Raw genomic sequence first — 25,687 nt, forward strand, 5'->3', positions numbered from 1 at the left:
GTTACTCTCGGCGAGATGAACCGCGCGACGCGTCGCTGGGGGAGCAGCGGGCTGGCCCACCTGACGGGCTTGCCCGACGGGCCCCCGGACTTCTCCCGCGCCAACGTGCTGGCCCGCGCCGAGGCCGTGGCCGCCGCGGTCGCGCGCAGCGGCATCGCGATCGATGCGGCCGCCGAGCTCACCTGCCGGGCCGCGTGGCTGGGTTTGGGGCGGCGCGGACGGGTGTCGGCCGGCGGCGCCACCCGGATGCTCGAGGCCCGCGATAGCTGGTGCGCGATCACACTCTCCCGCCCCGACGACGTCGCGGCGGTGCCCGCGCTGGTGCAGGCCGACGACGTGGGGACCGATCCCTGGCCGGCGCTGGAGCGCTGGGCCGCAACGCGTTTCACCTCTACGGCCGTCGACCGGGCGCGCCTGCTCGACATCCCGGCAGCTGCCCTGGGCGAGGTCGTCGCCAGCCCGCCACGGATACGCCGGCTGGGCGCCAGGGCGGCGGGACGCCAGATGAGCGACTTGCTGGTGGCCGACCTGTCGTCGATGTGGGCGGGTCCGCTGTGTGGGCGGCTGCTGGCCCGGGCCGGTGCTACGGTCGTGAAGGTCGAAAGCCCGCGCCGACCGGACGGCACCCGAAACGGCAGCCGAGCCTTCTTCGACTGGGTCAACAGCGAAAAGCTGATGTACGGCATCGATTTCGATGCGGAGGCCGACGAGGTGCGCGAACTGCTCGCGGCCGCCGACATCGTGATCGAAGGCTCGCGCCCGGCGGCGCTGGCGCGGCGCCGGCTCGGGCCGGCGGACGCGGCGGCCCGGCGGGGGCGAATCTGGCTGCGCATCGTCGGATCCTGGGGCGGCGGACCGGCCTTCGGCGATGACGCCGCGGTGGCCGGCGGCCTGGTGGGGGCCAGCGCCGCGGGGCCGGTGTTCTGCGGGGACGCCGTCGCCGACCCGCTGACTGGGCTGGAAGCCTTTGCCGCGCTCCATGATTCGCTGACCCGGGGTGGTGGCGAGCTGATCGAAGTCTCGATGGCGGCGGTGGCCGCCACCTATGCCGCGCTGCCGGCCGAACCGTCGGTCGCGCAGTGCCCCGCCCCGCCGCCGGTGGCGCCTCCGCCGGTCGAACCGGCGGGCGCACTCGGCGCGGACAACGTCGCCGTGCACCGGCTGGTCGCGCGACGACGTTGCGCCGCATGCTGATCAAGCGGGCAGCCCTGCTCGATGGCAGGACGGCCGACCTGCGGGTGGGCGAGCGGATCGAGGAGGTGGGCGAGGGGCTCGAGGCGCGCGCCGGCGAGGGGGTCCTCTACGCCGGCGGCGGTGCCGTCCTGCCCGGACTGCACGACCACCACGTCCACGTGCGCTCGGCCGCCTCCGCCCTGAATTCGTTCTTCGTCGGACCGCCCGGCGTCAGCACCGAAGCCGAGCTGGCGCAACTGCTGTCGAACGCCACCCCGGGCCCCGACGGGTGGATCCGCGCCGTCGGCTATCACGAATCGGTCGCCGGCGAGCTCGACCGGGCCGCACTGGACGCCGTCGTGCGCGACGTGCCCGTGCGCGTGCAGCACCGCAGCGGCGCGCTGTGGATCCTGAACTCCGAGGCGCTCGGCCGCGTCGGCCTGGCCGGGCATCCCGACGGCCGCCTGCGCAGCGCCGACCGCGGCTGGTCGGACCTGCTGGGGTGGCGGGAAACCGACCTCGCCGAGCTTGGCCGCAGGATCACCGCGACCGGCGTCACCGGGGTCACCGACGCCACCCCCGACCTGGGCGCCGCCGACACGGAAGCGCTGCGCGCGGCCCACCTGCGCGGGGAGTTCCGCCCCCGCCTGGCCTTCCTAGCCCCGGGAAAGAGGATCCTGCAGGACGACCGACTCGACCTCGACGAACTCATTGGCTGGATCATGGGCCGGCACGACATCGGCCAGCCGGTCGCCGTGCACTGCGTGACAGCGGCCCAGCTCGTCGTCACCATCGCGGCCCTGCGCGCGGCCGGTGGCCATCCCCGGGACCGGATCGAGCACGCCGCCGTGGTGCCCGACGACAACCTGGCCGACCTCGCCGAGCTGGGCGTCACGGTGGTGACCCAGCCCAACTTCGTCGCCGAGCGCGGCGATCAGTACCTCGCCGACGTCCCCGCCGACGAGCACGGCCAACTGTGGCGCGTCGCGTCCCTGCTCACCGCGGCGGTGCCGACGGCGCTGTCCACCGACATGCCGTTCGGCCACGGCGACCCGTGGACGGCGATGCGCGCCGCGGTCTACCGCACCACCCCGAGCGGCGCCGTCCTCAACGCGGGCGAACGCGTCTCGGCGCGCGCGGCGTTGACGATGTTCCTGGGCGGCCCGGAGCGGCCGGGCCTGCCGCGAACCGTCGAGGCCGGACAACCGGGGGACCTGTGCGTGCTGAGCGAACCGCCCGCGACGGCGCTGGCCGAACTCGACGCCGGCATGGTGGCGGCCACGGTCATCGGCGGCGAGCTCGTCTACTTCGCGATGTGATCAGCCGGCCGGCGCCAGCGCGGACCGCAGCACCTCGCACTGGCGGCCGAAAAATCGTTGCGACACCGCGGCTTTCGGCACCACCAGGTCGAATCCGTGGAATGCGCCGTCGACCACCTCGAGGCCGCACGGCACCCCGGCCCCTTCGAGTCGCCGGGCGTAGTCGACGCTTTCGTCGTGGAACAGGTCGTGGGTGCCCACGCCGATCCACGCCGGCGGCAACCCGCCGAGGTCCTCGCGGCGCCCCGGGACGGCGACGCGGGGGTCCGCGCCGCCGAGGTACGCCGTCCAGCCGAAGTGATTGCTGCGGGTGTCCCACAACCGGTAGCGGGGGTTCTCCGGTCTGGCCGAGCTCCGGTCGTCGAGCATGGGGTACGCCAGCAGCTGGAACGCCGGGTCGGTTTCACCCCGGTCGCGGGCCAGCAAGGCGAGGGCCGCGGCGAGGCCCCCGCCCGCGCTGGCACCCGCGATCGCCACCCGTCCGGCGTCCACCCAGGGCAGCCCCGCGAGCCACGTCAGCGCCGCGTAGCAGTCCTCCAGCGGCGCCGGATAGGGATGGTCGGGCGCCAGCCGGTAGTCGACCGACGCGACGGCGATGCCCAGCCGGCGGCTGAAGCGGCGGCACAGCCGGTCGTCCTGCGCGGCCGTTCCGATCACGTACCCGCCGCCGTGGATCCACAGCAGCGCGGGCGCCGGCTCGGCCGCGCCAACGGGGCGAAACAACCGGATCCCGACGCCCGAGCTCAGCGTGATCGCCTCGACGTCCTCCGCGGGCCCCCTTCCGCGCAGCCGCTCGGTCAGCCCGCTGACGGCGCGCATCACCGGCAGGGTCCGGGCGCCGACCATGCGGCGGGGGGCGATGCGGGCGATGCGCCGCAGGTCGGGGTGAACGTCGTTGTTCGGCATCGGTCAAGTATTGCCCACGGGTTGTTTGCCGACGGGATAAGTTGCGGATGAACCGCGGCGGCGGTGGGCGCGTTAGGAGGGCATGGAGCCAGAGTGACCGACAAGACCGATATCCCGGAGGACGGGGATGTTCAGCTGGGTGTGAGGTTCCTCGACACGGTGCTCGGGACGATCCGCGTCCAGGTCAGCCGGGGAACCGGGCCGGCGGTCCTGATGTGGCCCAGCCTCCTGATGACCGGCGACTTGTGGGCGGGTCAGGCCACCCGCTTCGGCAACCGCAACCGCCTGGTGCTGATCGACCCGCCCGGCCACGGCGGCAGCGAGCCGCTGCGCGCAATGTTCACGTTCGACGAATGCGCGCGCTGCGTCGTCGACCTGATGGACGGGCTGGGCATCGACAACGCCCACTTCGTGGGCAATTCGTGGGGCGGAATGATCGGCGCCACGTTCGCCGCCCGCTACCCGGGGCGCGTCGGCCGCGCCGTGCTGATGAACTGCACGGCGTCGAAAGCCGGGGCGCCCCAGAAGATGAAGTACGCGGCCATGCTGTGGGCGGCCGTGGCGCTCGGCGGCATCCGGCCGCCCCTGACCCGCTCGGCCGTTCGCGGCTTCCTCGGCCCGACGTCGTTGCGCACGCGCCCGACGGTGGTCGAAACCGTCCGCCGCAACCTGCGGGCGGTCGACGCCGACTCGACCCGGTGGGCGATCCGCAGTGTCGTCCCGGCCCGACCGGACCAACACGCTTTGCTCGGCCGCATCGAGGCGCCGGTCCTCGTGGTCGCCGGTGCGGAAGACGCCACCTTCCCGGTCGCCGAGACGCGGGCCATGGCGGACTCGATCCCGCACGCGTCGTTCACCGTGCTGGACCGGGTGGCGCACCTCGCCGCCCTGGAAGACCCCGATCGGGTGAACCAGCTGCTCGACGCGTTCCTGTTCGGCGCCGCGCCGCCCCGCCTCATCGACGGCGACGCGGAGCGGTGAGGCCGCGGTAGTCCCGCGGACAATTCGCTGAAATGCCACCGCAACACGGCCCCCGTAACTTCGGGAATGAGGGCCGATTCGGGAGGGCGACATGGGAGGTCAACTGAGCACGGCGGGGCGCCTGCCCCGCTCGTCTGCTAAGCGGTGATCGCCGATGGCGCCGGCGCCGACGAAAACACACTGCCCGTACTGCTCGCTGCAGTGCGGCATCACCCTGGACGCATCGGGGGGTAGCTCCGAAAAGCCGATCCTCGAGCCGCAGCGCGACTTTCCGACCAATCGCGGCGGACTGTGTGCCAAGGGCTGGACGGCGGCCGAACTGCTGGGGCATCCGGAACGGTTGACCGGCCCGCTGGTGCGCGACGAGCGCGGTTCGCCGCTGCGGCCGGCGACCTGGAACGAGGCGCTGGAGCGGGTCGTGGCGGCGTTTCAGCGGGCGCAGGCGGACCACGGCCGCGATGCGGTGGGCTGCTTCGGCGGCGGCGGGCTGACCAACGAGAAGGCGTACCAGTTCGGCAAATTCGCCCGCGTCGCGCTGCGCACCTCCGCGATCGACTACAACGGCCGGTTCTGCATGTCGTCGGCCGCCGCGGCGACGAACCGCTCGTTCGGCATCGACCGCGGGCTGCCGTTCCCGCTGTCCGACATCGCGCGGGCCGATGTCATCCTGCTCGTCGGCAGCAACCCCGCCGAAACGCTGCCCCCGGCGATGCAGTACTTCGACGAGGGCCGCGCCCGCGGGGCCCGGCACATCGTCGTCGACCCGCGGCGCACGCCGACCGCCGCCCGCGCCGACCTGCACCTGCAACCGGTGCCCGGCACCGACCTGGCGCTGGCCAACGGCATGCTGAACATCATTGCCCGCGAAGGGCTTATCGACGAGAAGTATGTCGCGGATCGCACCGCGGGTTTCGAGGCGGTGCGGCGCGCGGTGCGGCTGTACTGGCCGGACCGGGTGGAGCGGATCACCGGTGTGCCCGAGCGCGACATCGTGGCCGCGGCGCGCCTGCTGGCTCAGGCCGACCGCGCGATGATCCTGACCGCGCGCGGCGCCGAACAGCACAGCGCCGGTACCGACACCGCGCAGGCCTTCATCAACCTGGCCCTCGCGCTCGGCCTGCCGGGCCGCCCCTACAGCGGGTTCGCCACGATCACCGGTCAGGGCAACGGCCAGGGGGGCCGCGAGCACGGGCAGAAGAGCGACCAGCTGCCCGGCTACCGCAAGCTCGACGACACGGAAGCCCGCGCCCACGTCGCGCGGGTCTGGGGCGTCAACCCCGCCGATCTGCCGCAGCCCGGGCGGTCGGCGTACGAAATGCTCAGCGCCATGGGGACTTCCGGCGGCGTCCGCGCGCTGTGGGTGGTGGCCTCCAACATCGTGGTCTCGGCGCCGAACGCGCTGCACGTAGCCGAGCGGCTCGGGGCGCTCGACTTCCTGGTGGTGTCCGACATCTTCCTGTCCGAGACGGCGGAACTGGCCGACGTGGTGCTGCCGACCACCCAGTGGGCCGAAGAGTCGGGAACCATGACGAACCTCGAAGGCCGGGTGATCCTGCGGCGGGCGGCGCTCGCGGCGCCCCGCGAGGTGCGCAGCGACCTCGACGTGATGGCCGACCTGGCGAAGCGCCTGGGAGTGCAAGGCTTTTCGGCCGAGCCGCAGGAGGTCTTCGAGGAGCTGACCCGCGCCAGCCAGGGCGGCAAGGCCGACTACCGGGGCATCAGCTACCAGCGGATCGAGGACAACCAGGGCGTGTTCTGGCCCTGCCCGTCCCCCCTCTACCCGGACACGCCGCGGCTGTTCACAGAGGACTTCCCGACGCCCGACCGGCGGGCGCATTTCCATCCCGTCGAGCACCGCGGCACCCCCGAGCTGCCCGACGACGAGTTCCCCTACTACCTCACGACCGGCCGGGTGATGCGCCAATACCAATCCGGGACCCAGACGCGCCGGGTGCCGCAGCTCGCCGAGGGCGAGCCCGAGCCGGTGGCCGAACTGCACCCGACACTGGCGCAAAGCGTCGGGGTCGCCAGCGGCGACAAGGTCCGCCTCAGGACTCGCCGCGGCGAGACCGTGATGACGGCGCGCACGGACAGCGGTATCCGCCCGGACACCGTCTTCGCGCCGTTCCACTGGGGTGGGGCGGGCAACATCAACCGGCTGACCAACCCGGAGCTCGACCCGTATTCACGGATGCCGTCGTTCAAAGTCTGCGCGGTGTCGGTGTCCAGAGCCGATACCGCACAACCGAGGGAGGGAGATTCGAATGGGTGACGAAAGCACGCCACGGTTCCTGCAGGGAGCGTTCGCGTTCGACGGCAAGGGGTACGACGCGCCGTCGCTGCTCGATGCGTCGCTGCGTTATGTCGTGCCGGCGGGGTCGATTGCCCAGCCGGTGTACTTCCGCGGCGGCAACAGCACCGACGAGCTGGTGACCGTCGTGGTCATGCGCGATGGCGCCCCGATGCGCTACTTCCCGATCGGGGCGAAAGACGCCGTGCACGTGCCGCTTCGGGTCGTCGAAGACCTGATCGCCGACACCGTCGTCGAGGTGTTCGTCGCCGCGCCCGACGGGTTGAGCGGCACCGTGTTCGTGGACATCGGCCTCGTCGAGGTCTAGCCGTGACCACACTGACCAGATCCGAAACCAACGGCCACCGGGCCGCCGGTCTGGCGACCCTGGTGGTCGTCGGCAACGGCATGGCCGGCGCGCGGGCGCTCGAGGAGATCATCGCCCGCGGCGGCACCGAGCGGTTTGACATCACCGTGTTCGGCGACGAGCCGTACGGAAACTACAACCGGATACTGCTGTCCAACGTGCTGGCCGGGTCGGACGACGCCGCCGAGATCTACCTCAATCCGCGAGACTGGTACGCCGACAACGGCATCGACCTCCGCGCGGGGGTCCGGGTGGTGCGCATCGACCCCTTCGCCCACGTGGTGCACGCCGACGACGGGACCACCGTCCGCTACGACAAGCTGGTCCTGGCCACCGGCAGCCGGTCGTTCTTCCCGCCGGTCGACGGCATCTGGCTGGACGACAAGACCCTGGCGCCCGGGGTTTTCGGCTTCCGCACGCTCGACGACACCCAGGCGATGATCGACTTCGCCGAGCGGCAAAGCCAGCCCGGCGCAAGGGTCCTCGTCGTCGGCGGCGGGTTGCTGGGCCTGGAGGCGGCGCGCGGCCTGCAGAACCGGGGCCTGCAGGCGGGCGTCGTGCAGGGCGGTTCGGCGCTGATGAACGCCCAGCTCGACGACCAGGGCGCCGCGATCCTGCGGCGCCTGGTGGAGGCCCTGGGCATCGAGGTGCACACCGGCAAGCGGACCACCCGCATGCTGAGCGAGAACGGGCTGCCGTCGGCTGTCGAATTCGCCGACGGCAGCCGCCTGCCGTGCGACATGGTGGTGATGGCGGCCGGCATCCGGCCCAACGTCGGCCTGGCCGCCCGCGCGGGCCTCACGGTCGAACGCGCCATCGTGGTCGACGACCAGATGCGCTCGATCGACGACGACGACATCTACGTGGTGGGCGAGTGCGCGGAGCACCGCGGGCAGGTCTACGGGCTCGTCGCGCCGCTCTGGGAACAGGCCACCGTCCTGGCCGAGCACATCACCGGCGCCAACCCCCGTGCGGCATATCACGGTTCGCGCACGGCCACCAAGCTCAAGGTGGCGGGTGTCGACGTGGCGGCGATGGGGGTGAAGGGGCCGGAGCGTGACGACGACGAGTTCGTGCAGTACTCCGAGCCCAAGCGCGGGGTGTACAAGACGGTGGTGGTGCGCGACGACAAGCTGATCGGGGCCACGCTGGTCGGCGACGTCAGCAAGGTGGCGTTCCTGATGCAGGCCTTCGACCGCGGCCTGCCCCTGCCCCCCGAACGGGTGTCGCTGATGTTCGACATCGGCGGGGCGCCCGACGAGGCCGGCGGCGCCGCCGAACTGTCCGACGACGCGCAGGTGTGCAACTGCAACGGCGTCGACAAGGCCACGATCGTGCGCTGCGTCAAGGACGGCCAGACCTCGATCGACGGCGTGATGGCGGCCACCCGGGCGGGCAAGGGCTGCGGGTCGTGCAAGGGGTTGGTCGCCCAGATCGTCGAGTGGGCCGCTGACGGCGCGGTGTCCCAGGACGCCGCGGCCAACTGGTACGTGCCCGCGATCCCGTACGAAAAGCCCGAGCTGATGCAGAAGATCCGCGAGCTCGAACTGCATTCCGTGTCATCGGTGTTCGCGGCGCTGGCCCCCGAGGGCCGGGAGGACGCCGGCTCGAAGATGGCGCTGGCGTCGCTGCTGCACATGATGTGGGGCGACGAGTTCGTCGACGAACGCGACAGCCGGTTCATCAACGACCGCGTGCACGGCAACATCCAGCGCGACGGCACGTTCTCGGTGGTCCCGCAGCTCAAGGGCGGGGTGACCAGCTCGCATCAGCTGCGCACGATCGCCGACGTCGCCGACAAGTACGAGATCCCCATGATCAAGCTCACCGGCGGGCAGCGCATCGACCTGCTCGGCGTGCGCAAGGAAGACCTGCCCGCGGTGTGGGCGGACCTCGGCATGCCCTCCGGCTACGCCTACGGCAAGAGTTTCCGGACCGTGAAAACCTGTGTGGGGAGCGACTTTTGCCGCTTCGGGCTGGGCGACTCCACGGCGCTGGGCATCGCGATCGAGGAGCGCTTCCAGGGCATACCTAGCCCCGGCAAGATGAAGCTGGCGGTGACCGGCTGCCCCCGCAACTGCGCCGAGGCGCTGTGCAAGGACCTCGGAGTCGTGGCTATCGAGGGCGGGCAATGGCAGATCTACGTCGGCGGCGCGGCCGGCGCACACGTGCGCAAGGGCGACCTGCTCACCACCGTCGGCTCCCCCGAGGAGGTCATCACGCTGACGGGCCGGTTCCTGCAGTACTACCGGGAGAACGCCAAGTGGCTCGAGCGCACCTACGATTTCGTCCCGCGGGTGGGCATCGACCGGATCCGCGAGATCGTGGTCTCCGACAGCGACGGCATCGCCGCCGACCTCGACGCGCGCATGCAGAAGTCGATCGACTCCTACCGTGATCCCTGGGGCGAAAGCGAAGAGCCCGTCACGCCTAACCAGTTCCGGTCCTCGCTACCGCTGATCCCGCTGCCGCAGGTGCCGGTCCGATGACCGACGTCTCGCTGGGCCCGGTGGACCAGATCCCGGTCGGGGAAGGCCGCACCTTTGTCGTCGACGACCGGCAGATCGCGGTGTTCCGATTGCGGGACGGGTCGCTGCGCGCGCTGGACGCGGTCTGCCCGCACCGCGGCGGACCGCTGGCCGACGGGATCGCCGACAACCGCGTCGTGATCTGCCCGCTGCACGGCTACACCTACGAGCTGGACACTGGCCGCGAGGTCACTAACGACGGTGCGCCGGTGAGCGCCTACCCGGCGCGCGCCGACGAGGACGGCATCATCCGGTTGCGCATCGACGGTCGCGTGCACGCCTGAATACCCGGTGAACCGTTCCCGCGGTTGCCACGTGTCCTTCCGGGCAAGGGATTACTTTGGCGAACTTCCGGGTATCGATCAGGGTGATCGAAACGCTGGCGCTGGTGGACATCAGCACGTCGGGGCCGCTTGGTCGGGGACGCGCGAGAGGCGGGCAATGCTGGGCCAACTCTACGACCGGGCGCTCGTCGGCGAACGATGTTGGATCCGCCGCCAGGACGGCGAGCTGAAAACGCTGCCAGCCCACCGGTGGCTCGGCGTGCCGCGCCCCGATGGCTCGGCCGCTGACGCCTCCGACGAGGTGTTCGACGAAGCCGTCACTCAGATGTGTGACGGGCCGACGATCGAGTTGGGGTGCGGACCCGGGCGATTGGTGGCGCGGCTCATTGCACGAGGGGTACCCGCGCTCGGCATCGACCGGTCCGCGACGGCGATCCGCCTGGCGGGCCGCGGTGGAGCGCCCGCCCTGCTGGGCGACGTGTTCGAACCGCTGCCCTGGACCGGATCCTGGCAAACGGTCCTGCTGGTCGACGGCAACGTCGGCCTCGGCGGGGATCCGCGGCGGATCCTGGGCCGAGCCGTCGAGTTGCTGGCCCGAGGCGGGCGGTGCGTCGCCGAGTTCGACGCCGAGGCCATCGGCATCCGGGAGCGCTGGGTGCGCCTGGAAACGAGCCGGGATGTGGGGCCGTGGTTCCGCTGGGCCTCCGTGGGGGTGGACAGCGCCGGCGTGTTGGCGGCCCAAGTCGGGCTGACACTGACCGAAGTCAGGCTGATCGGTAGCCGGGTGATCGCGAGTCTGGCAGCGTTGCAGCCCTGATGAGGGACGCGACCGAATACGGTTTTCCCGCCGGGGTGTGGCGCGCCGTCGAGGGGCATCCACCGCGCGGCGTGCGGCTGCTGGGGCGTTTTCGGAGTCCGCTGCGGGGTCCCTGGCTGACGTCCGTGTTCGGCCTCGTGCTGTTGATCGCGCTGCCGATCGTCATCGTCACCGGGTTGCTGTCGTACATCGCCTACGCACCGCAGTTCGGGCAGGCCATCCCCGCCGACGTCGGCTGGCTGCGACTGCCGGCCTTCACCTGGCCCACCCGGCCCGCCTGGCTGTACCGGCTGACCCAGGGCCTGCACGTGGGGCTGGGACTGATCATCATCCCGGTGGTGCTCGCCAAGCTGTGGTCGGTGATACCGCGGCTCTTCGAGTGGCCGCCGGCCCGCTCGATCGCCCAGGTGCTGGAGCGGCTGTCGCTGCTGATGCTCGTCGGCGGGGTGTTGTTCGAAATCATCACCGGCGTGCTCAACATCCAGTACGACTACATCTTCGGGTTCAGCTTCTACACCGCGCACTACTTCGGCGCCTGGGTCTTGATTGCCGGGTTCCTCATGCACATCGCCCTCAAGATCCCGCGCATGGTCACCGGGTTGCGGTCGCTGTCGCTGCGGGAGGTGCTGCGCACCGGCCGCGACGGCACCCGCCCGCAGCCGCGCGACCCCGACGGGCTGGTGGCCGCCGACCCGGCGGAACCGACAATGAGCAGGCGCGGCGCGCTGGCGCTGGTGGGCTCCGGGGTGCTGCTCATCGGCGTGCTGTCGGTGGGCCAGACGCTCGGCGGCGCCGCGCGCGGGGCGGCGCTCCTGCTGCCCCGCGGTCGCGGCAGAAACGACCCCGGCGGCGACTTCCCCGTCAACAAGACCGCGGTGGCGGCGGGCATCACCCCCGCAATGGTCGGCGACGGCTGGCGGCTGGTCCTGCGCGGCGGTCCCAAGGACGTGGTGCTCGACCGGGCGGCGCTGGCCGCCCTGCCGCAACGCACCGCGCGGCTGCCGATCGCCTGTGTCGAAGGCTGGTCGACCGTGCAGACCTGGAGCGGCGTGCCGCTGGCCGCCCTGGCCCGGATCGCCGGGGTGCCGGAGCCGAACGCGGTGCGCGTGACGTCCCTGCAACCCGGGGGTGCGTTCGGCGCAGCGACATTGCAGGCCAACCAGATTGGTGACCCCGACGCGCTGCTGGCCGTGCGGGTCAACGGCGCCGACCTGTCCCTGGACCATGGGTATCCGGCGCGGATCATCGTCCCGGCGCTGCCCGGCGTGCACAACACCAAATGGGTGTCGGCCATGAGCTTCGAGTCGAGCTGAAATGCCTGGGGCGGCAAAGCGTTTCACCGCGTTCTACGGGTCCCATCCCGCGCATCTGCTGACCATGCTGAGCGGTTTCACGCTGCTGGGCTATCTGCTGGTGACGTTCAAACCCGGAACCCTGTGGAACCCCGACACCTGGTGGCAGTCGATCGCGGTCTGGCTCGCCGCCGCGGTCATCGCCCACGACCTGCTGCTGTTCCCCCTCTATGCCCTGGCCGACCGGGTGTTGTCCGCGGGCCGGCGTGCCGACCGCCAGCCAAACATTAGCGCCCGCAACCACGTTCGGGTACCCGCCCTTGGTGCCGGGCTGACGCTGCTGGTGTTCCTGCCCGGCATCATCGAGCAGGGCGCACCGACCTACCGGGCGGCCACCGGGCAGACCCAGGACCCATTCCTGGGGCGGTGGCTGCTGCTCACCGCAGCGATGTTCGCGACCAGCGCGGCCGCTTACGGTGCGCGGCTGCTCGTAGCGCGCCTGCGCGCCGGCAGGCGCCGGTCCGGCCCCGGAACGCCTTCCGACGCAAACGTCGGTTTTGCCGAACCGCGCGGGGGTAAGCTCCCCTAATGACGGCGAGGGGACGAGCATGACACCCTGTGTGAAGTGGTTGCTGCGGGCCCGGCCTGCCGACTATGCGCTGGCCTTGAGCGTGGCGGGCGCTTCGCTGCCGGTGGTCGGTAAGCACCTCGAACCGCTCGGCACCATGACCGCGATGGGCACCTGGGGCGCCAAGCACGCGCCGGAATTCCTCTCGGCTGCGGCCAAGGGCTGGCTGCGGCCCGGCGCCAAGGCGGCGGAACCCCGCGATCGGGAGAGCGACCAGGAAATCTCGCTCGCGTCGCTGCGCGGCGTCGTGTCGGCCGCCGATCTCGAGGCCGAGTGGCCCATCGTCGACCGGACGCCCCCGATCTGGGACGCGCTGCGGCGGCGCCGCTACCTGTACCGGCGCGGGGTCCACTACGGAAACCACCCCGCGCAGGTGCTCGACGTCTGGCGCCGCAAGGACTTACCCGCACACCCGGCCCCGGTGCTGGTCTTCGTCCCGGGCGGCGCCTGGGTGCACGGTAAATCCACGGGGCAGGGCTCGGCGCTGATGTCGCGGCTGGCCGAGCAGGGCTGGGTGTGCCTGGCGATCGACTATCGCGTCGCGCCGCACCACCGCTGGCCCCGGCACATCACCGACGTCAAGACGGCCATCGCATGGGCCCGGGCCAACGTGGACCGGTTCGGGGGCGATCGCAATTTCGTTGCGGTGGCAGGATGTTCGGCCGGCGGCCACCTGTCCGCCCTCGCCGGGTTGACGCCGCACGATCCCGCGTTCGCCGAACACCTGCCCGAGGGCGCCGACAGCTCGGTGGACGCCGTGGTGGGCATCTACGGCAGGTACGACTGGGAGGACCGGTCCACTCCGGAGCGGGAACGATTCGTCGACTTCCTGGAACGGGTGGTGGTGAGACGCCGAATCGACCGCCACCCCGAGGTGTTTCGCGACGCGTCGCCGATGGCGCGCGCACACCGGAATGCCCCGCCGTTCCTGATCATTCACGGCAGCCGGGACCGTGTCATCCCCGTCGCGCAGGCCCACAGCTTCGTGGAGCGGATGCGGGCGGTGTCGCACTCGATCGTCGGCTACCTGGAGCTGCCCGGGGCGGGCCACGGATTCGACCTCATCGACGGCGAGCGGGCGGGCGTCGCCGCGCACGCGACATCGCTGTTCCTCAACCAGGTCTATCGCGCCAAAGCAAACGCGGCCAAAGAGGTTATCTGAGCTCGCACCGCTGAGTATGGTCCCTTTATGGGTAAGGGGCAGCGGTGAAGCGGCTGAGCGGATGGGACGCGGTACTGCTGTACAGCGAGACACCCAACGTGCACATGCACACCATCAAGGCGGCGGTCATCGAGCTGGACACCGACCGGCTCGACTTCGACATCGACGGGTTTCGGGAGGTGATCCGCGGCCGGCTGGGCAAGCTCGACCCGTTCTGCTATCAGCTCGTGGAAATCCCATTCAAATTCCACCATCCGATGTGGCGCGAACATTGCGACGTCGACCTGAACTACCACATCCGGCCCTGGCGCCTACCGGCTCCGGGCGGCCGCCGCGAGCTCGACGAGGCGATCGGGCAGATCGCCAGCACCCCGCTGGACCGCAGCCATCCCCTGTGGGAGATGTACTTCATCGAGGGCCTGGCCAACGGCCGGATCGCGGTGGTCGGCAAGATCCACCACGCGCTCGCCGACGGCGTCGCCTCCGCCAACCTCATGGCCCGGGGCATGGACCTGCAGCCCGGGCCCGAGGGCGGCCCGTACATCCCCGATCCCGCGCCCACCAAACGGCAGCTCATGAGTTCGGCGTTCGCCGACCACCTGCGGCACGTCGGGCGGATACCGCGGACCGTCCGCTACACCGCCGAGGGCCTGGGCCGGGTGCGCCGCAGCTCGCGAAAGCTGTCCCCGGAGCTGACCCGGCCGTTCGAGCCGCCGACCACCTTCATGAATCACAAGATCACCCCGGAGCGCAGGTTCGCCACCGCCACCCTGGCGTTGGCCGACGTCAAGGAGACCGGCAAGCGGCTCGGGGCGACCATCAACGACATGGTCCTGGCCATGTCGAGCGGCGCGCTGCGAACCCTGCTGCTGCGCTACGACGGCAAGGCCGAACCGCTCCTGGCCTCGGTGCCGATGAGCTTCGACTTCTCACCCGAGCGCATCTCGGGGAATCGCTTCACGGGCGTGCTGGTGGGTCTCCCGACCGACTCCGACGACCCGCTGGAGCGAGTGCGGTGCAGCCACGAGAACGCCATCCTGGCCAAGGAAAGCAACCAGCTGATGGGTCCGGAGCTGGTCAGCCGGTGGGCGGCCTATATGCCGCCCGTGCCCACCCAGGCCTTCTTCCGGTGGGCGTCGGGCCGGGACGGGAACAACAAGCTCCTGAACCTGAACATCTCGAACGTCCCCGGGCCGCGCGAGCGTGGCCGGGTGGGCGGGGCGCTGGTCACCGAGATCTATTCGGTGGGGCCACTGACCGCCGGCAGCGGTCTGAACATCACCGTGTGGAGTTACGTCGACCAGCTCAACATCTCGGTGCTCAGCGATGGGGCCACCCTCGACGACCCGCACGAGGTGACCGAGGCCATGGTCGCCGACTTCATCGAAATACGAAGGGCCGCAGGGCTTTCTGAAAAACTCACGGTCGTCGAGACCGCGATGGCACCCGCATGAGCCAGCCCGGTAATCCGGATCTCGGGTGAGGCCAATGGCATTTCCGCCCGGCCGCTACGATCGTTTCGACACCCGCCACTAGTCGAGGAGCTGCGCAGCACCGTGGGTAACGAAGACGCCGGCCATACCGAGCCCGAGGTCCTGGTCGAACAACGGGACCGGATCCTGATCATCACGATCAACCGGCCGAAGGCCAAGAACGCGGTCAACGCCGCGGTCAGCCGGGGCCTCGCGGACGCCATGGACCGGCTCGACGGCGACGCCGGCCTGTCGGTCGGAGTCCTGACCGGTGCGGGCGGCTCCTTCTGCGCCGGGATGGACCTCAAGGCGTTTGCGCGGGGGGAACTGCCGATCGTCGAGGGGCGGGGCATGGGCTTCACCGAACGCCCGCCGGACAAGCCCCTCATCGCCGCCGTGGAGGGCTTCGCGCTGGCCGGCGGCACCGAGCTGGCGCTGGCCACCGACCTGATCGTGGCGTCCCGCGAGTCCGCGTTCGGCATTCCCGAGGTCAAGCGTGGCCTGGTGGCCGGCGGCGGCGGGCTGCTGCGGTTGCCCGAGCGCATCCCGTACGCGATCGCGATGGAGCTGGCGCTCACCGGCGACAACCTGACCGCCGAGCGAGCCCACGAGCTGGGACTGGTCAACGTGCTGGCCGAGCCGGGTGGCGCGCTGGAGGCGGCCATCGCGCTGGCCGAGAAGATCGCCGCGAACGGGCCGCTCGCCGTGGCCGCCACCAAGCGGATCATCGTCGAGTCGCGCGGTTGGAACCGGGAGACCAGGTTCGCCGACCAGAACAAGATCCTGATGCCGGTGTTCGCGTCCAACGACGCCAAGGAAGGCGCGATCGCGTTCGCCGAGAAGCGGCCGCCGCGCTGGACCGGAACCTGAGCCGACGCCGACCGGGTTACACTGTGGCTTAGATTTGTAAAGCGTCGGAACCCCGGAAAGATCGCGGATGAGCATTTCCCTGCTTCTCGAGATGGCTGCGTCGAGCAACCCTGACCGCACGGCCATCGTCTCCGGCGGGGCGTCCGACGAGCTGCGGCTGACGACGCAGCAGCTCAGCGACCTGGCCGACGGCGGCTCGGGGGTGATCGCGGCGTCGGGTGCCAAGCATGTGGCCTACGTCGGCACCGGCGGAGCGACGCTGCCGGCACTCATCTTCGCCGCGGCGCGCGCCGGGGTGCCCTTCACGCCGATCAACTACCGGCTGTCGGCCGAGGGGATCCGCACACTGATCGAGCGGCTGCCTGATCCGCTGGTGATCGTCGACTCCCGGTACCGCGACGCGCTCGGCGACGTGTCGCGGCGCCGGATGACCACCGAGGAGTTCCTGGCCGCCGCGGGCCGCGCCCAGGCCGCCGGCGAATTTGCCGACCCGGAGTCCGTCGCGATCGTGCTGTTCACCTCGGGCACCACATCGCAACCGAAGGCCGTCGAGCTCACGCACAACAACCTGACGAGCTACGTGACCGGCACCGTGGAGTTCGAGTCGGCCGACCCCGCGGACGCCGCGCTGATCTGCGTTCCGCCGTATCACATCGCCGGGGTGGGCGCGGCGCTGTCGAACCTGTACGCCGGCCGCAAGATGGTCTACCTGCCCACGTTCGACGCGCGGGAGTGGGTGCGGCTGGTCAACGCCGAGCGGGTGACCACCGCGACCGTCGTCCCCACCATGCTGGACCGGATCGTCGACGTGCTGGAGGGCGGCGGTCACGAGCTGCCGTCGCTGCGCAACCTCGCCTATGGGGGGTCGAAGGTGGGTCTGCCGCTGGTCCGCCGGGCGCTGGAGCTGTTGCCGGGCGTCGGCTTCGTCAACGCCTATGGCCTCACCGAGACGAGCTCGACGATCGCCGTGTTGACCCCGGACGACCACCGGGCGGCGCAGGCGGCCCATCCGGCGAAGGAGCCGCACGTCGCCAGGCGACTAGGGTCCGTCGGAAGGCCAGTGCCCGGCATCGAGTTGCAGATCCGAGACGAGACCGGCGCGGTGCTCGGACCCGGCCAGACCGGTGAGCTGTTCGTGCGCGGGGAGCAGGTGTCCGGCCGCTACACGGGGATCGGTTCGGTGCTCGACGACGAGGGCTGGTTCCCCACCAGGGACATCGCCCTGCTGGACGAGGAGGGCTACCTGTTCATCGGCGGCCGCAGTGACGACACCATCATCCGCGGGGGCGAGAACATCGCGCCCGCCGAGCTGGAAGAGGTGCTGGTCGAGCACCCGCACGTGCGCGACGTCGCCGTGGTCGGCGTCGAGGACCCGCAGTGGGGCCAGGCGATCGTCGCGGTCGTCGTGCCGGCCCCGGGCGCGGCGCCCGACCCGGAAGAACTGCGCGAGCACGTGCGCAAGAGTTTGCGTGGGTCCCGCACCCCGGACCGCGTAGTGTTTCGCGACGAACTGCCCACCACCCCTACCGGCAAGGTGCTGCGCAGGGAGATCATCCAGGAGCTAGAAGGACTGCACGCATGATCAAGAACGGAACCCGCCTCGCCAGCCAGGTCTGTGACACCCAGGTGATCGTCGTCAGGAGCGCGGACAGCCTCGACGACCTGCGCTGCGGGGGCGTGCCGATGGTGCCGATCGGGGGCGAGCGGGCCGGCGAGCTCGACCCGGCGTTCGCCGAGGGCACGGTGATGGGTAAGCGCTACGTCGACGACGGGGGCGCCGAGGTGCTGGTCACCAAGCCCGGCGCCGGCAGCCTCAGCGTCGGTCAGACCCCGCTGCATCTCAAAGAGGTCAAGCCGCTGCCCGCCAGCGACTGAGGACGGGCCGGGTCACTCCCCGATCTTGTTACGGATCACGAATTCCTTTGCCTTGACCAGGAATTCGAGTTGTTCGCCGACCTGACGCAGCGGGTCCACGCTGCGGGTCGACCGCGACAACACGACGGCGCCTTCCAAGGCCGCGATCGACGTCACCGCCAGCGCGGCGGCATCATTGTCATCGAAACCGTCGTTGACGAAGGCCCGCGTGAGCGCCGAGCGCCAGCGGCCCAGGATGGCACCGGCCTCGTCGGAAAGGTTGAGGCCGCTACAGTCCGAGCCGATGGCGGCCGCCACCACGGGGCAGCCGGCGGCGAAGTCGCACTCGACCAGGGTCCGTTCCCAGAAATCGATGAACTCGCGAAGCAGCGCCTTGGCGCCCCAACCGGCCGCGTCATCGATCATCGCGGTGATCGAGTCGCCCGAGAAGCGCAGCGCCTCGATCAGGATCTGATTGCGTCCCTCGGGGAAGTGGTAGTACACCGAGCCGCGCGGAGCGCCGCTGCGGGCGAGCACCTCGTCGATCGTCACCCCGGCCGCGCCCCGCTCGCGCATCACCTGCGCGGCGCTCACCAACATCTTCGTGCGGGTGTCGCAGCGCTTTGTCGGAGCGGGGTCCCGCTTGGTGTCCGTGGTCGCAGGCACTGGCGTACCTCCCGGGGCGAACCTCATGCAGCGTGTGAATGCCGGGCTACCGGCCAGTGCATATTACGCGGGCTGAAGCGGAAGTTGTGGCGCTTCAGGTCGGGCAGCTCGCGGGTGAACTGATAGCCGGCGACGTTGAGCTCGATGATCCACATGTCTCTCTCCCGGCCGATGTTTTGCAATCATGCGCCGGGACCGGCGACCCATGATTATGCTGAGAACCATATAAGACATCAGTAAAGTAAGCAACTTTTATTCCCTAAGTAAACGCGAGTGCTCGGGAAACGGTTCACTGAGCGTTGCCAAGCGTCCTGATCAGGGCGATCGGAAAGCACCCGCAATATGGTGTGATGCATAACACCCGCTCGCGCCGACCGGCCGGGCCCAACGACAAGCGCCGAGCGTGTACCCACGGCGAGAAATCGGCCGGCAGAGGCCGAAATCTCGCCCTGAGTTCACGCTCGGCGCTTAGGTAACGCCGGCTAGGTGTGAGCTGGTCGGCGTCAGCCCTCCAGGGTGTAGCCCATCGGCATCAACACGCTCTTCTGCTGCGTGAAGTGCTCCACGCCCTCGGGCCCGTTCTCGCGGCCGATGCCGGAGTTCTTGTAACCGCCGAAGGGGCAACAGGGGTCGAACGCGTACCAGTTGACCGCGTACGTCCCGGTGCGGATCTTCTCCGAGATCTCGATGCCGCGCGGAACGTTCGTGGTCCACACGCTGCCCGCCAGGCCGTAGGCCGAGTCGTTGGCGATCTTGATCGCGTCGTCCTCGGTGTCGTACGGAATGATGCTCAGCACCGGCCCGAAGATCTCCTCCTGCGCGATCGTCATCTTGTTGTGAACGTCGGCGAACACCGTGGGCTGCACGAAGTAGCCGCTGTCCAGGCCCTCGGGCCGGCCGCCGCCGCACACCAGCCGCGCGCCCTCCTCGATGCCCTTGGCGATGTAGCCCTCGACCCGGGCGCGCTGCTTCTCCGAGATCAGCGAGCCGATCTGGGCGCCCGGGTCGGACGGCAGGCCGACCGGCAGCGCCTGCACGAAACCGCCCACCGCGTCCACGATTTCGTCGTAACGCGAGCGCGGGGCCAGGATGCGGGTCTGGGCCACGCAGGCCTGCCCGGTGTTCATGATCCCGGAGAACACCAGCATCGGGACCGCGGCGGCCAGGTCGACGTCGTCCAGGACGATGGCCGCCGACTTTCCGCCCAGCTCCAGGGTGCACGGCTTGAGCATGTCCGCGGCGCGCCGGCCGATCTCCTTGCCGACGGCGGAGCTTCCGGTGAAGGAGAAGATGTCGACGTCCGGGTTGGATGTCAGCGCCTGGCCGGTCTCGATCCCGCCGGGCACCACCGACAGCACGCCCTCGGGCAAGCCGGCCTCGGCGAACACCTCGGCCAGCGCGTTGGCACTCAGCGGGGTTTCGGCCGCCGGCTTGAGCACCACCGTGCAGCCGGCGAGCAGCGCCGGGCCCAGCTTGTTGACAGCCAGGAACAGGGGCACGTTCCACGCGACGATCGCGCCCGCCACGCCGATCGGCTCGCGGTGCACGATGCTCTGCCCGTAACCGCCGTTGCGGATCTCGCGCCACTTGACCTGTTCGGCCGCCGGCCCGGCAAAGAAGTTCAGGGCCCCGATCGAACTCATCCAGTGCATGGTCTCGATGCCCATCGGGGGCTGGCCCGTCTCGCCCCCGAGGAGCGTGATGAAGTGGTCCTTGCGCTCCTCCATCAACTTGAGCGCGTTGGCGATGACGGCCGCGCGCTCCTTCGGCGGCGTCGTCGGCCAGGGGCCGTTGTCGAAGGCGGCACGGGCCGCGGCGACCGCCGCGTCCACGTCGGCCGCCGCCGCCATCGGGACCTTGCCGACGTACTCGCCGGTGGCCGGGCAACGCACCTCGATGACCTCGTCGGACGACGGCTCCGCCCATTTGCCGCCGATGAAAAGCTTGTCGTACTCCCTTGTAGCGTTCTCTGTCACCTGCGCCGCTCCTCCTCGTGACTCCGCGCCGCATCGTCGCCGGCGCGTATGGGCGCCACCCTACCCAAGCCGGCGCCAAACGAGAACATGTTTCATTCTCGGGGCTGGAGCACCAACACGAGATTGCTGACCAGGAACTCCCGGAGCACCGGCACCGACGTCAGCCACCAGGCCCATCGCGGGTGGTAGCGGGGAAATGCAGCTATCAGCGCGCCCGTGCCGGCGGCCCAGGCCAGGCCGTCGGCGGCGGACACCGCGAACAACGACGACCCGTAGTTGTTTTTCGCCGGATGGCCGTGTTTGCGCGCATAGCGCGCGGCGGCCCTGGCCCCGCCGAGGTAGTGCGTCAGGCCCATCTCGTGGCCGCCGAAGGGGCCGAGCCAGACGGTGTAGGACAGCACGGCCAGCCCGCCCGGCCGGGTTACCCGCAGCATCTCGGCGCCGAGCCGCCACGGGCGCGGCACGTGCTCGGCGACATTCGAGGACAGGCAGATGTCCACGGAGGCGTCCGCGAAGGGCAGCGCCATGCCGGACGCCCGGACGAACGGGGCCTCGTTCCCCGAGGTGCCCGCCGGCGCGGCCGCGTGCATCTCCCGCGGGTCAGGTTCGACCCCGATGTAGTTGACCCCGGCGGCGGCGAAGGCCGCCGAGAAATATCCGGGGCCGCCGCCGACGTCGAGCAACGTGCGCCCGACCGGCGGCCCGCCGTGCGCGGCCGTCCACAGATCGCCCACCATCGCCGCGGTGTCGGCCGCGAGCGCGCCGTAGAAGCGCGCGGGGTCCGGCTGTTCGTAGCGGAATTCCGACAGCAGTCGCAGCGAGCGGGCCAGCGTCGCCCGGCGGGCGAAGGCGTCGGCGACTCGGGCGGGGGTGGCCACGGGCCACACCCTACGCAGACGTGACCAGGCTAGGCTGACGACTGATGTCTGGTCCGCGCTCCGTGTTGCTGCTGTGCTGGCGCGACACCGGCCACCCACAGGGTGGGGGCAGCGAGGCCTATTTGCAGCGCATCGGCGCGCAGCTGGCGGCGGCGGGCATCGCGGTCACGCTGCGCACGGCCCGCTATCCCGGTGCGGTCCGCCGGGAGGTGGTCGACGGGGTGCGGATCGACCGCGCCGGGGGTCGGTACTCGGTTTACGTGTGGGCGTTGCTGGCGATGGCGGGGGCGCGGTTCGGAGTCGGGCCGCTGCGGCGCGCCCGGCCCGACGTGGTCGTCGACACCCAGAACGGCCTGCCCTTCCTTGCGCGCCTGGTCTACGGGCGCCGCGTCGTGGTCCTCACGCACCATTGCCACCGCGAGCAGTGGCCGGTCGCCGGGCGGGTGCTCGGCCGGCTGGGCTGGTACGTCGAGTCGACGGTGTCGCCGCGGCTGAACCGGCGTAACCAGTACGTGACGGTGTCGCTCCCGTCGGCCCGCGACCTGGTCGCGCTGGGCGTGGACAGCGAGCGAATCGCGGTGGTGCGCAACGGCCTCGATGAAGCCCCCGCGCAGTCGCTGTGCGGGCCGCGCGCGGCCGCCCCGCGCGTGGTGGTGCTGTCGCGGCTGGTGCCGCACAAGCAGATCGAGGACGCCCTGGACGCGGTCGCCGAGCTGCGGCGCCGGACGCCCGGCGTGCACCTCGACATCATCGGCGACGGCTGGTGGCGGCAGCGGCTGGTCGAGCACGCGCAGCAGCTCGGAATCTCCCAGGCGGTCACCTTTCACGGCCACGTGGACGACGTCACCAAACACCATGTGCTGCAGAGCTCCTGGGTGCACCTGCTGCCCTCGCGCAAGGAGGGCTGGGGCCTGGCGGTCGTCGAGGCGGCCCAGCACCGGGTGCCGACGATCGGCTACCGGTCCTCGGGCGGGCTGACCGACTCCGTCGTCGACGGGGTGACCGGGATCCTGGTGGACAGCCACCCGGAGCTGGTCGACCGCCTCGAGGAACTGCTTGCCGATGCGGTGCTGCGCGACGAGCTCGGCGCCAAGGCGCAGGCGCGAAGCGGCGAGTTCTCCTGGGCGCAGAGCGCCGACGCGATGCGGGTGGTGCTGGAAGCGGTGTGCGCCGGCGGGTTCGTCAGCGGCGTGGTGTAGCCGAGCGCCGCCGCCAGGCGGCGGCCGCCGCGCCGGCCCCGCTGCCGGCCAGCATCGCCAGCCACGCCAGGTGGGCGACGACCGTCGCCGCACGCCGGCGGCCCGCCGCGCCCGGGGTGTCGCCGCCGATCCGGTAGAGCGCGAAATCGTGGTCCCGAAACACCGGCGTCAGCGCGTCGAGGGTGCGGGCCGCGGCGCCCAGGTCACCGGCGCTGTCCGATTCGACGACCAGCCACCCGATCCCGGCCGGTGCCAGGGCGGACGGGTCGGGGCCGCGCAGCAGCAGGTCCTGCACCTGACGGGCGCGCTTGCCCTCGCCCGGGACGACGACCCCCGAGATCGCCAGGTCGCCGGTGGTCAGCACGTCGGCGCGCAGCCAGCGCGGCAACGGGTCCAGCACCGGGGCCGGCCCGGACCACGAGAACCGCCGCATGGTGCCGGCGGGCAGCACCGCGACGGTGCGGGGGTCGGCGTTCACGGCCGTGGACACCGCGGCCCAACCGGGTGGATAGTGGACCGGCGTCACCCTGCCCCACACGCCCCAGGCCAGGTCGGGTAGCGCCAGGATCAGCGCGGCGCAGCACACCGACGCCGCGACCGCCGGCCCCAGGCGCCGCAGCGTCACCACTGCGCCGGCGGCGGCCAGCGCGTAGCCCGGCACGGCCAGGGCCACCCACTTCTGCCCGTCGCGCAACACCCCGAAGCCGGGCGCGGCGTCGACCACCGCGGCCAGCAGGTGCAGACCCGGGCCGGTCGCGAGGGCGGCCGGTACCAGCACGGCCGCCGCCGCCAGTACCAGCAGCGGCGCCGCCTCGCGACGGCGCACCGCCACCGGCGACCCGGCTGCCACCACCCCCAGCAGCACCGCGGCGGACACGACCGCGAAAAGCGTTGCGCGCGAGGCCGGCACGGCTTGGCCGTTCCAGATGCCGCCGAGGCTGGCCAGGCTGGCGAGGGTGCCCAGGTCGGGTTCCGCTCGGGGCGCGAAGGCGCCGACGCCCAGCGCGTTCGCGGCGGTGTGCGAGGCCAGCGACGAACCCGTCGCCGCCGCGGTCAGCCAGGGCAGCGCCCCTATCAGCGCGGCGCCCAAAGTCGTTGCCGCACAACGCCAGCGCGGCGCGGCCTGGCTGGGGTCCGCGCCGGGCGCAGCCACGCACGCCAGCGCCACGGTCACGGCCAGCAACAATCCCGTCGGGGTGAGCCCGGCCAGCGCGATCCAGAAGACCAGCCGAAGGACCCCGGGCCGACCGGCTCGCAGCCCCAGCATGGCCGTCGCCACCCAGGGCAGACAGCCGTAGCCCAGCAGCAGGCTCCAGTGCCCCTGCAAAAGCCGTTCGGCGACATAGGGATTCCAGACCGCCAGCGTGCAGGCGACGAACTGGCCGGCCGCGCCCGCAGCGGGGAGGGCCGCCGCGACCAGCCGCGCCGCGCCCCAGCCCGCGAGCCACAAGCCGACGACGAGCAGCGCCTTGACCACGATCCCGCCGTCGACCACCTGGGAGGCCAGCGCCACCGCGAAGTCCTGCGGGGTGGCGCGCGGCGCCGACGTCAGCCCGAGCGCGGCATCGGACAGGTACGAGCGCGGGGTCGACACCCCGTCGCGCAGGAGCAGGTAGCCGGGACCCAGAAGCGGCCCCAGCACCAGCAGCGCCAGGGCCAGGGCGTACCCGGGCAGGGTCCAGCGCACGGTGAGCTCGACCCGGCTACTCCCGTTCGGGCGGTTTGGGGTCGGCCGGGCCGGCCTCGGTCGGTTCGTCACCGGCAGGATCCGGGGAATCGGCGCCGGGCGGTCCGACGTCGTCGCGCGGCGTGGGCCGTTGGGTGGGTAGCTTCTCGGTCTCGGCCTCGGCGCCGGGCACCGGTTCCTCCAGCCCGCTGCGGCCGAAGAATTCCTGGTCGCCGCGGTCCAGGCCGGGGTCGGTCAGCGCGCTCTCCGTGCGCAGGCTGAACGCGGCGAGCACTCCGCCGCCGATCAACGCGATCAGGCCGACGGCGGTGAAGGTGATGGGCAGCACCCGCGACCACAGCGCCAGCCGGTCCCGCTCGTCGCGCGCGGCGTTGACCTGGGATTCGACGGTCTCCTCGTTGGAGGTGATCTTGTAGTCGACCAGCGTCATCTCGGGCTTGAGCGGATCCCGGGCGAAGTAGTGGTTGGCGTGCTCGGTCTCCTTGACGATGGTGCCCGTCACCGGGTCCACCCAGAAGGTCCGCTGCGCCGCGTAGTAGCGCGTCATGGTGACCTGCTCGCCGGGCTCGCCGGGCACCCCCCACATCGCCGCGGAGGCGGTGACCTTGGCGTCCTCGGCGCCGGCGTACAGCGACGGGTAGGGGATGGGGCTGGCCAGCCTGCCGTCGGCGTTGTAGCCGATGTTCTGCGTGAAGCGGTAGGTGGTCAGCCCGTTGATGTCTTCCTGGCTGTCGTAGTTGACGTCGAACGGCTTCTGCGCGATCGCGTCGAAATAGGGGTACGTCTTCTTTTCGGTGTGGAAGGGGAAGCGGTAGGCCAGGCCGTCGTGCCGCAGCGGGATCGCCGTCGGCGGGTTCTCGTCGCCGAAGGCGCGCGGCTTCTGGACCGACCCGCCGGCGTGCGTGTCGTCGGAGACGGCCATGGCCGTCTTGCGGTTCAGGGTGACCGTGTCCACGATCGCCAGCAGCAGCCCGCTGTCCTTCTGCTTGTCGGTGCGCCGCACCGAGGAACCTACCTGCAGCGTGACGACGTCGGCGTTGGCCGGCGACTCGACGCTGATCTGCTGCTGGGACACGAGCGGCACGTTCTGATTGACCGTCAGGTGCTCCGTGGACAGGGAGGCCGCATCGAGCGCGGTCCCGGTTCCGTCGCCGATCAGCGTGGTGTCGATGTCCAGCGGGATCTTGGTGATCCGGTGGCTGGTGTACGTCGACAACAACAGCGCAGCGATCAGCAGGGCGGCTCCGAGTCCGATGATCGCGCATGCGGCAAACCGCAACATGACTGCTCGGTTCACGTTGCCGTGCCCTCCCTAGTAATCCCCGAACTGGTGCCTGA

22 protein-coding genes and 1 pseudogene are annotated in these 25,687 nt (G+C 71.0%); 16 read left to right on the forward strand and 7 right to left on the reverse strand.

What is annotated here, in order from left to right:
- Nucleotides 1–15: 15 nt before the first annotated feature.
- Both G6N56_RS18785 and G6N56_RS18790 read left to right on the forward strand, forming a co-directional pair.
- Nucleotides 16–1,194, forward strand: a complete 1,179-nt coding sequence (locus G6N56_RS18785; protein WP_085258044.1) for a CoA transferase — start codon at nt 16–18, stop codon at nt 1,192–1,194.
- A complete protein-coding gene (locus G6N56_RS18790) occupies nt 1,188–2,492 on the forward strand; it encodes an amidohydrolase family protein (RefSeq protein WP_085258045.1) in 1,305 nt (434 codons plus the stop codon). Before G6N56_RS18785 ends, G6N56_RS18790 begins: the two co-directional genes overlap by 7 nt.
- On the opposite strand, the gene G6N56_RS18795 is transcribed toward G6N56_RS18790, so the two are convergent.
- Nucleotides 2,493–3,398, reverse strand: coding sequence for an alpha/beta hydrolase (locus tag G6N56_RS18795; protein WP_085258046.1), 906 nt, complete (start codon nt 3,396–3,398; stop codon nt 2,493–2,495).
- Between the two features lie 213 nt (nt 3,399–3,611).
- On the opposite strand from G6N56_RS18795, the gene G6N56_RS18800 reads away from it, so the two are divergent.
- From G6N56_RS18800 to G6N56_RS18855, 13 genes are all read left to right on the forward strand, one after another.
- On the forward strand, nt 3,612–4,379 hold the full coding sequence (locus G6N56_RS18800) for an alpha/beta fold hydrolase (RefSeq protein WP_085258064.1): 768 nt from the start codon (nt 3,612–3,614) through the stop codon (nt 4,377–4,379).
- A gap of 154 nt (nt 4,380–4,533) precedes the next feature.
- Nucleotides 4,534–6,651 carry a molybdopterin oxidoreductase family protein gene (locus tag G6N56_RS18805; RefSeq protein WP_169717550.1) on the forward strand — a complete coding sequence of 706 codons (2,118 nt, stop codon included), beginning with the start codon at nt 4,534–4,536 and terminating at the stop codon, nt 6,649–6,651.
- Nucleotides 6,644–6,997, forward strand: coding sequence for a molybdopterin oxidoreductase (locus G6N56_RS28465; RefSeq protein ID WP_169717551.1), 354 nt, complete (start codon nt 6,644–6,646; stop codon nt 6,995–6,997). The genes G6N56_RS18805 and G6N56_RS28465 overlap by 8 nt, the downstream gene beginning before the upstream one ends.
- A 2-nt stretch (nt 6,998–6,999) precedes the next feature.
- Nucleotides 7,000–9,525, forward strand: a complete 2,526-nt coding sequence (nirB, locus tag G6N56_RS18810) for a nitrite reductase large subunit NirB (protein WP_264020236.1) — start codon at nt 7,000–7,002, stop codon at nt 9,523–9,525.
- Entirely contained in the window at nt 9,522–9,848 is a 327-nt protein-coding gene (locus tag G6N56_RS18815; RefSeq protein ID WP_085258047.1) for a Rieske (2Fe-2S) protein, read from the forward strand. Before nirB ends, G6N56_RS18815 begins: the two co-directional genes overlap by 4 nt.
- Nucleotides 9,849–10,005: 157 nt before the next feature.
- Nucleotides 10,006–10,665 (forward strand): class I SAM-dependent methyltransferase, encoded by a 660-nt coding sequence (locus tag G6N56_RS18820; RefSeq protein WP_085258048.1) that lies wholly within the window; start codon nt 10,006–10,008, stop codon nt 10,663–10,665.
- Nucleotides 10,665–11,978, forward strand: coding sequence for a molybdopterin-dependent oxidoreductase (locus tag G6N56_RS18825; protein WP_085258049.1), 1,314 nt, complete (start codon nt 10,665–10,667; stop codon nt 11,976–11,978). Before G6N56_RS18820 ends, G6N56_RS18825 begins: the two co-directional genes overlap by 1 nt.
- Nucleotide 11,979: 1 nt before the next feature.
- A complete protein-coding gene (locus tag G6N56_RS18830) occupies nt 11,980–12,546 on the forward strand; it encodes a hypothetical protein (RefSeq protein WP_085258050.1) in 567 nt (188 codons plus the stop codon).
- A gap of 19 nt (nt 12,547–12,565) precedes the next feature.
- Nucleotides 12,566–13,747 carry an alpha/beta hydrolase gene (locus tag G6N56_RS18835; protein WP_085258051.1) on the forward strand — a complete coding sequence of 394 codons (1,182 nt, stop codon included), beginning with the start codon at nt 12,566–12,568 and terminating at the stop codon, nt 13,745–13,747.
- A 44-nt stretch (nt 13,748–13,791) separates the two neighbouring features.
- Nucleotides 13,792–15,201, forward strand: a complete 1,410-nt coding sequence (locus G6N56_RS18840; protein WP_085258052.1) for a WS/DGAT/MGAT family O-acyltransferase — start codon at nt 13,792–13,794, stop codon at nt 15,199–15,201.
- A gap of 102 nt (nt 15,202–15,303) precedes the next feature.
- A complete protein-coding gene (locus G6N56_RS18845) occupies nt 15,304–16,089 on the forward strand; it encodes a crotonase/enoyl-CoA hydratase family protein (RefSeq protein ID WP_408632630.1) in 786 nt (261 codons plus the stop codon).
- A 67-nt stretch (nt 16,090–16,156) separates the two neighbouring features.
- Nucleotides 16,157–17,671 (forward strand): class I adenylate-forming enzyme family protein, encoded by a 1,515-nt coding sequence (locus tag G6N56_RS18850; RefSeq protein WP_085258054.1) that lies wholly within the window; start codon nt 16,157–16,159, stop codon nt 17,669–17,671.
- Nucleotides 17,668–17,964, forward strand: a complete 297-nt coding sequence (locus tag G6N56_RS18855; RefSeq protein WP_085258055.1) for a hypothetical protein — start codon at nt 17,668–17,670, stop codon at nt 17,962–17,964. Before G6N56_RS18850 ends, G6N56_RS18855 begins: the two co-directional genes overlap by 4 nt.
- A gap of 12 nt (nt 17,965–17,976) precedes the next feature.
- Here the strand turns inward: G6N56_RS18855 and G6N56_RS18860 are convergent, their stop codons facing one another.
- The 4 genes from G6N56_RS18860 to G6N56_RS18870 form a co-directional block, all read right to left on the reverse strand.
- Nucleotides 17,977–18,543 (reverse strand): TetR/AcrR family transcriptional regulator, encoded by a 567-nt coding sequence (locus G6N56_RS18860; protein WP_085258056.1) that lies wholly within the window; start codon nt 18,541–18,543, stop codon nt 17,977–17,979.
- A gap of 89 nt (nt 18,544–18,632) precedes the next feature.
- Nucleotides 18,633–18,764, reverse strand: a complete 132-nt coding sequence (locus G6N56_RS29515) for a hypothetical protein (RefSeq protein WP_264020237.1) — start codon at nt 18,762–18,764, stop codon at nt 18,633–18,635.
- Between the two features lie 348 nt (nt 18,765–19,112).
- Entirely contained in the window at nt 19,113–20,585 is a 1,473-nt protein-coding gene (locus G6N56_RS18865; protein ID WP_085258057.1) for an aldehyde dehydrogenase, read from the reverse strand.
- A 92-nt stretch (nt 20,586–20,677) separates the two neighbouring features.
- Nucleotides 20,678–21,463, reverse strand: coding sequence for a class I SAM-dependent methyltransferase (locus tag G6N56_RS18870; protein ID WP_085258066.1), 786 nt, complete (start codon nt 21,461–21,463; stop codon nt 20,678–20,680).
- A gap of 44 nt (nt 21,464–21,507) precedes the next feature.
- On the opposite strand from G6N56_RS18870, the gene G6N56_RS18875 reads away from it, so the two are divergent.
- Nucleotides 21,508–22,662, forward strand: a complete 1,155-nt coding sequence (locus G6N56_RS18875; protein WP_085258058.1) for a glycosyltransferase family 4 protein — start codon at nt 21,508–21,510, stop codon at nt 22,660–22,662.
- Here the strand turns inward: G6N56_RS18875 and G6N56_RS18880 are convergent.
- Together G6N56_RS18880 and G6N56_RS18885 are read right to left on the reverse strand one after the other, a co-directional pair.
- Nucleotides 22,636–24,349 (reverse strand): annotated as a pseudogene (locus G6N56_RS18880) (hypothetical protein); the annotation flags it as partial. The gene G6N56_RS18875 and the pseudogene G6N56_RS18880 overlap by 27 nt on opposite strands.
- A 16-nt stretch (nt 24,350–24,365) precedes the next feature.
- Nucleotides 24,366–25,646: a cell envelope lipid trafficking protein PgfA gene (locus G6N56_RS18885; RefSeq protein ID WP_142280811.1), complete on the reverse strand. Its 1,281-nt coding sequence runs from the start codon at nt 25,644–25,646 to the stop codon at nt 24,366–24,368.
- Nucleotides 25,647–25,687: the final 41 nt, after the last annotated feature.

This window comes from Mycobacterium saskatchewanense (assembly GCF_010729105.1).
Classification (GTDB): domain Bacteria; phylum Actinomycetota; class Actinomycetes; order Mycobacteriales; family Mycobacteriaceae; genus Mycobacterium; species Mycobacterium saskatchewanense.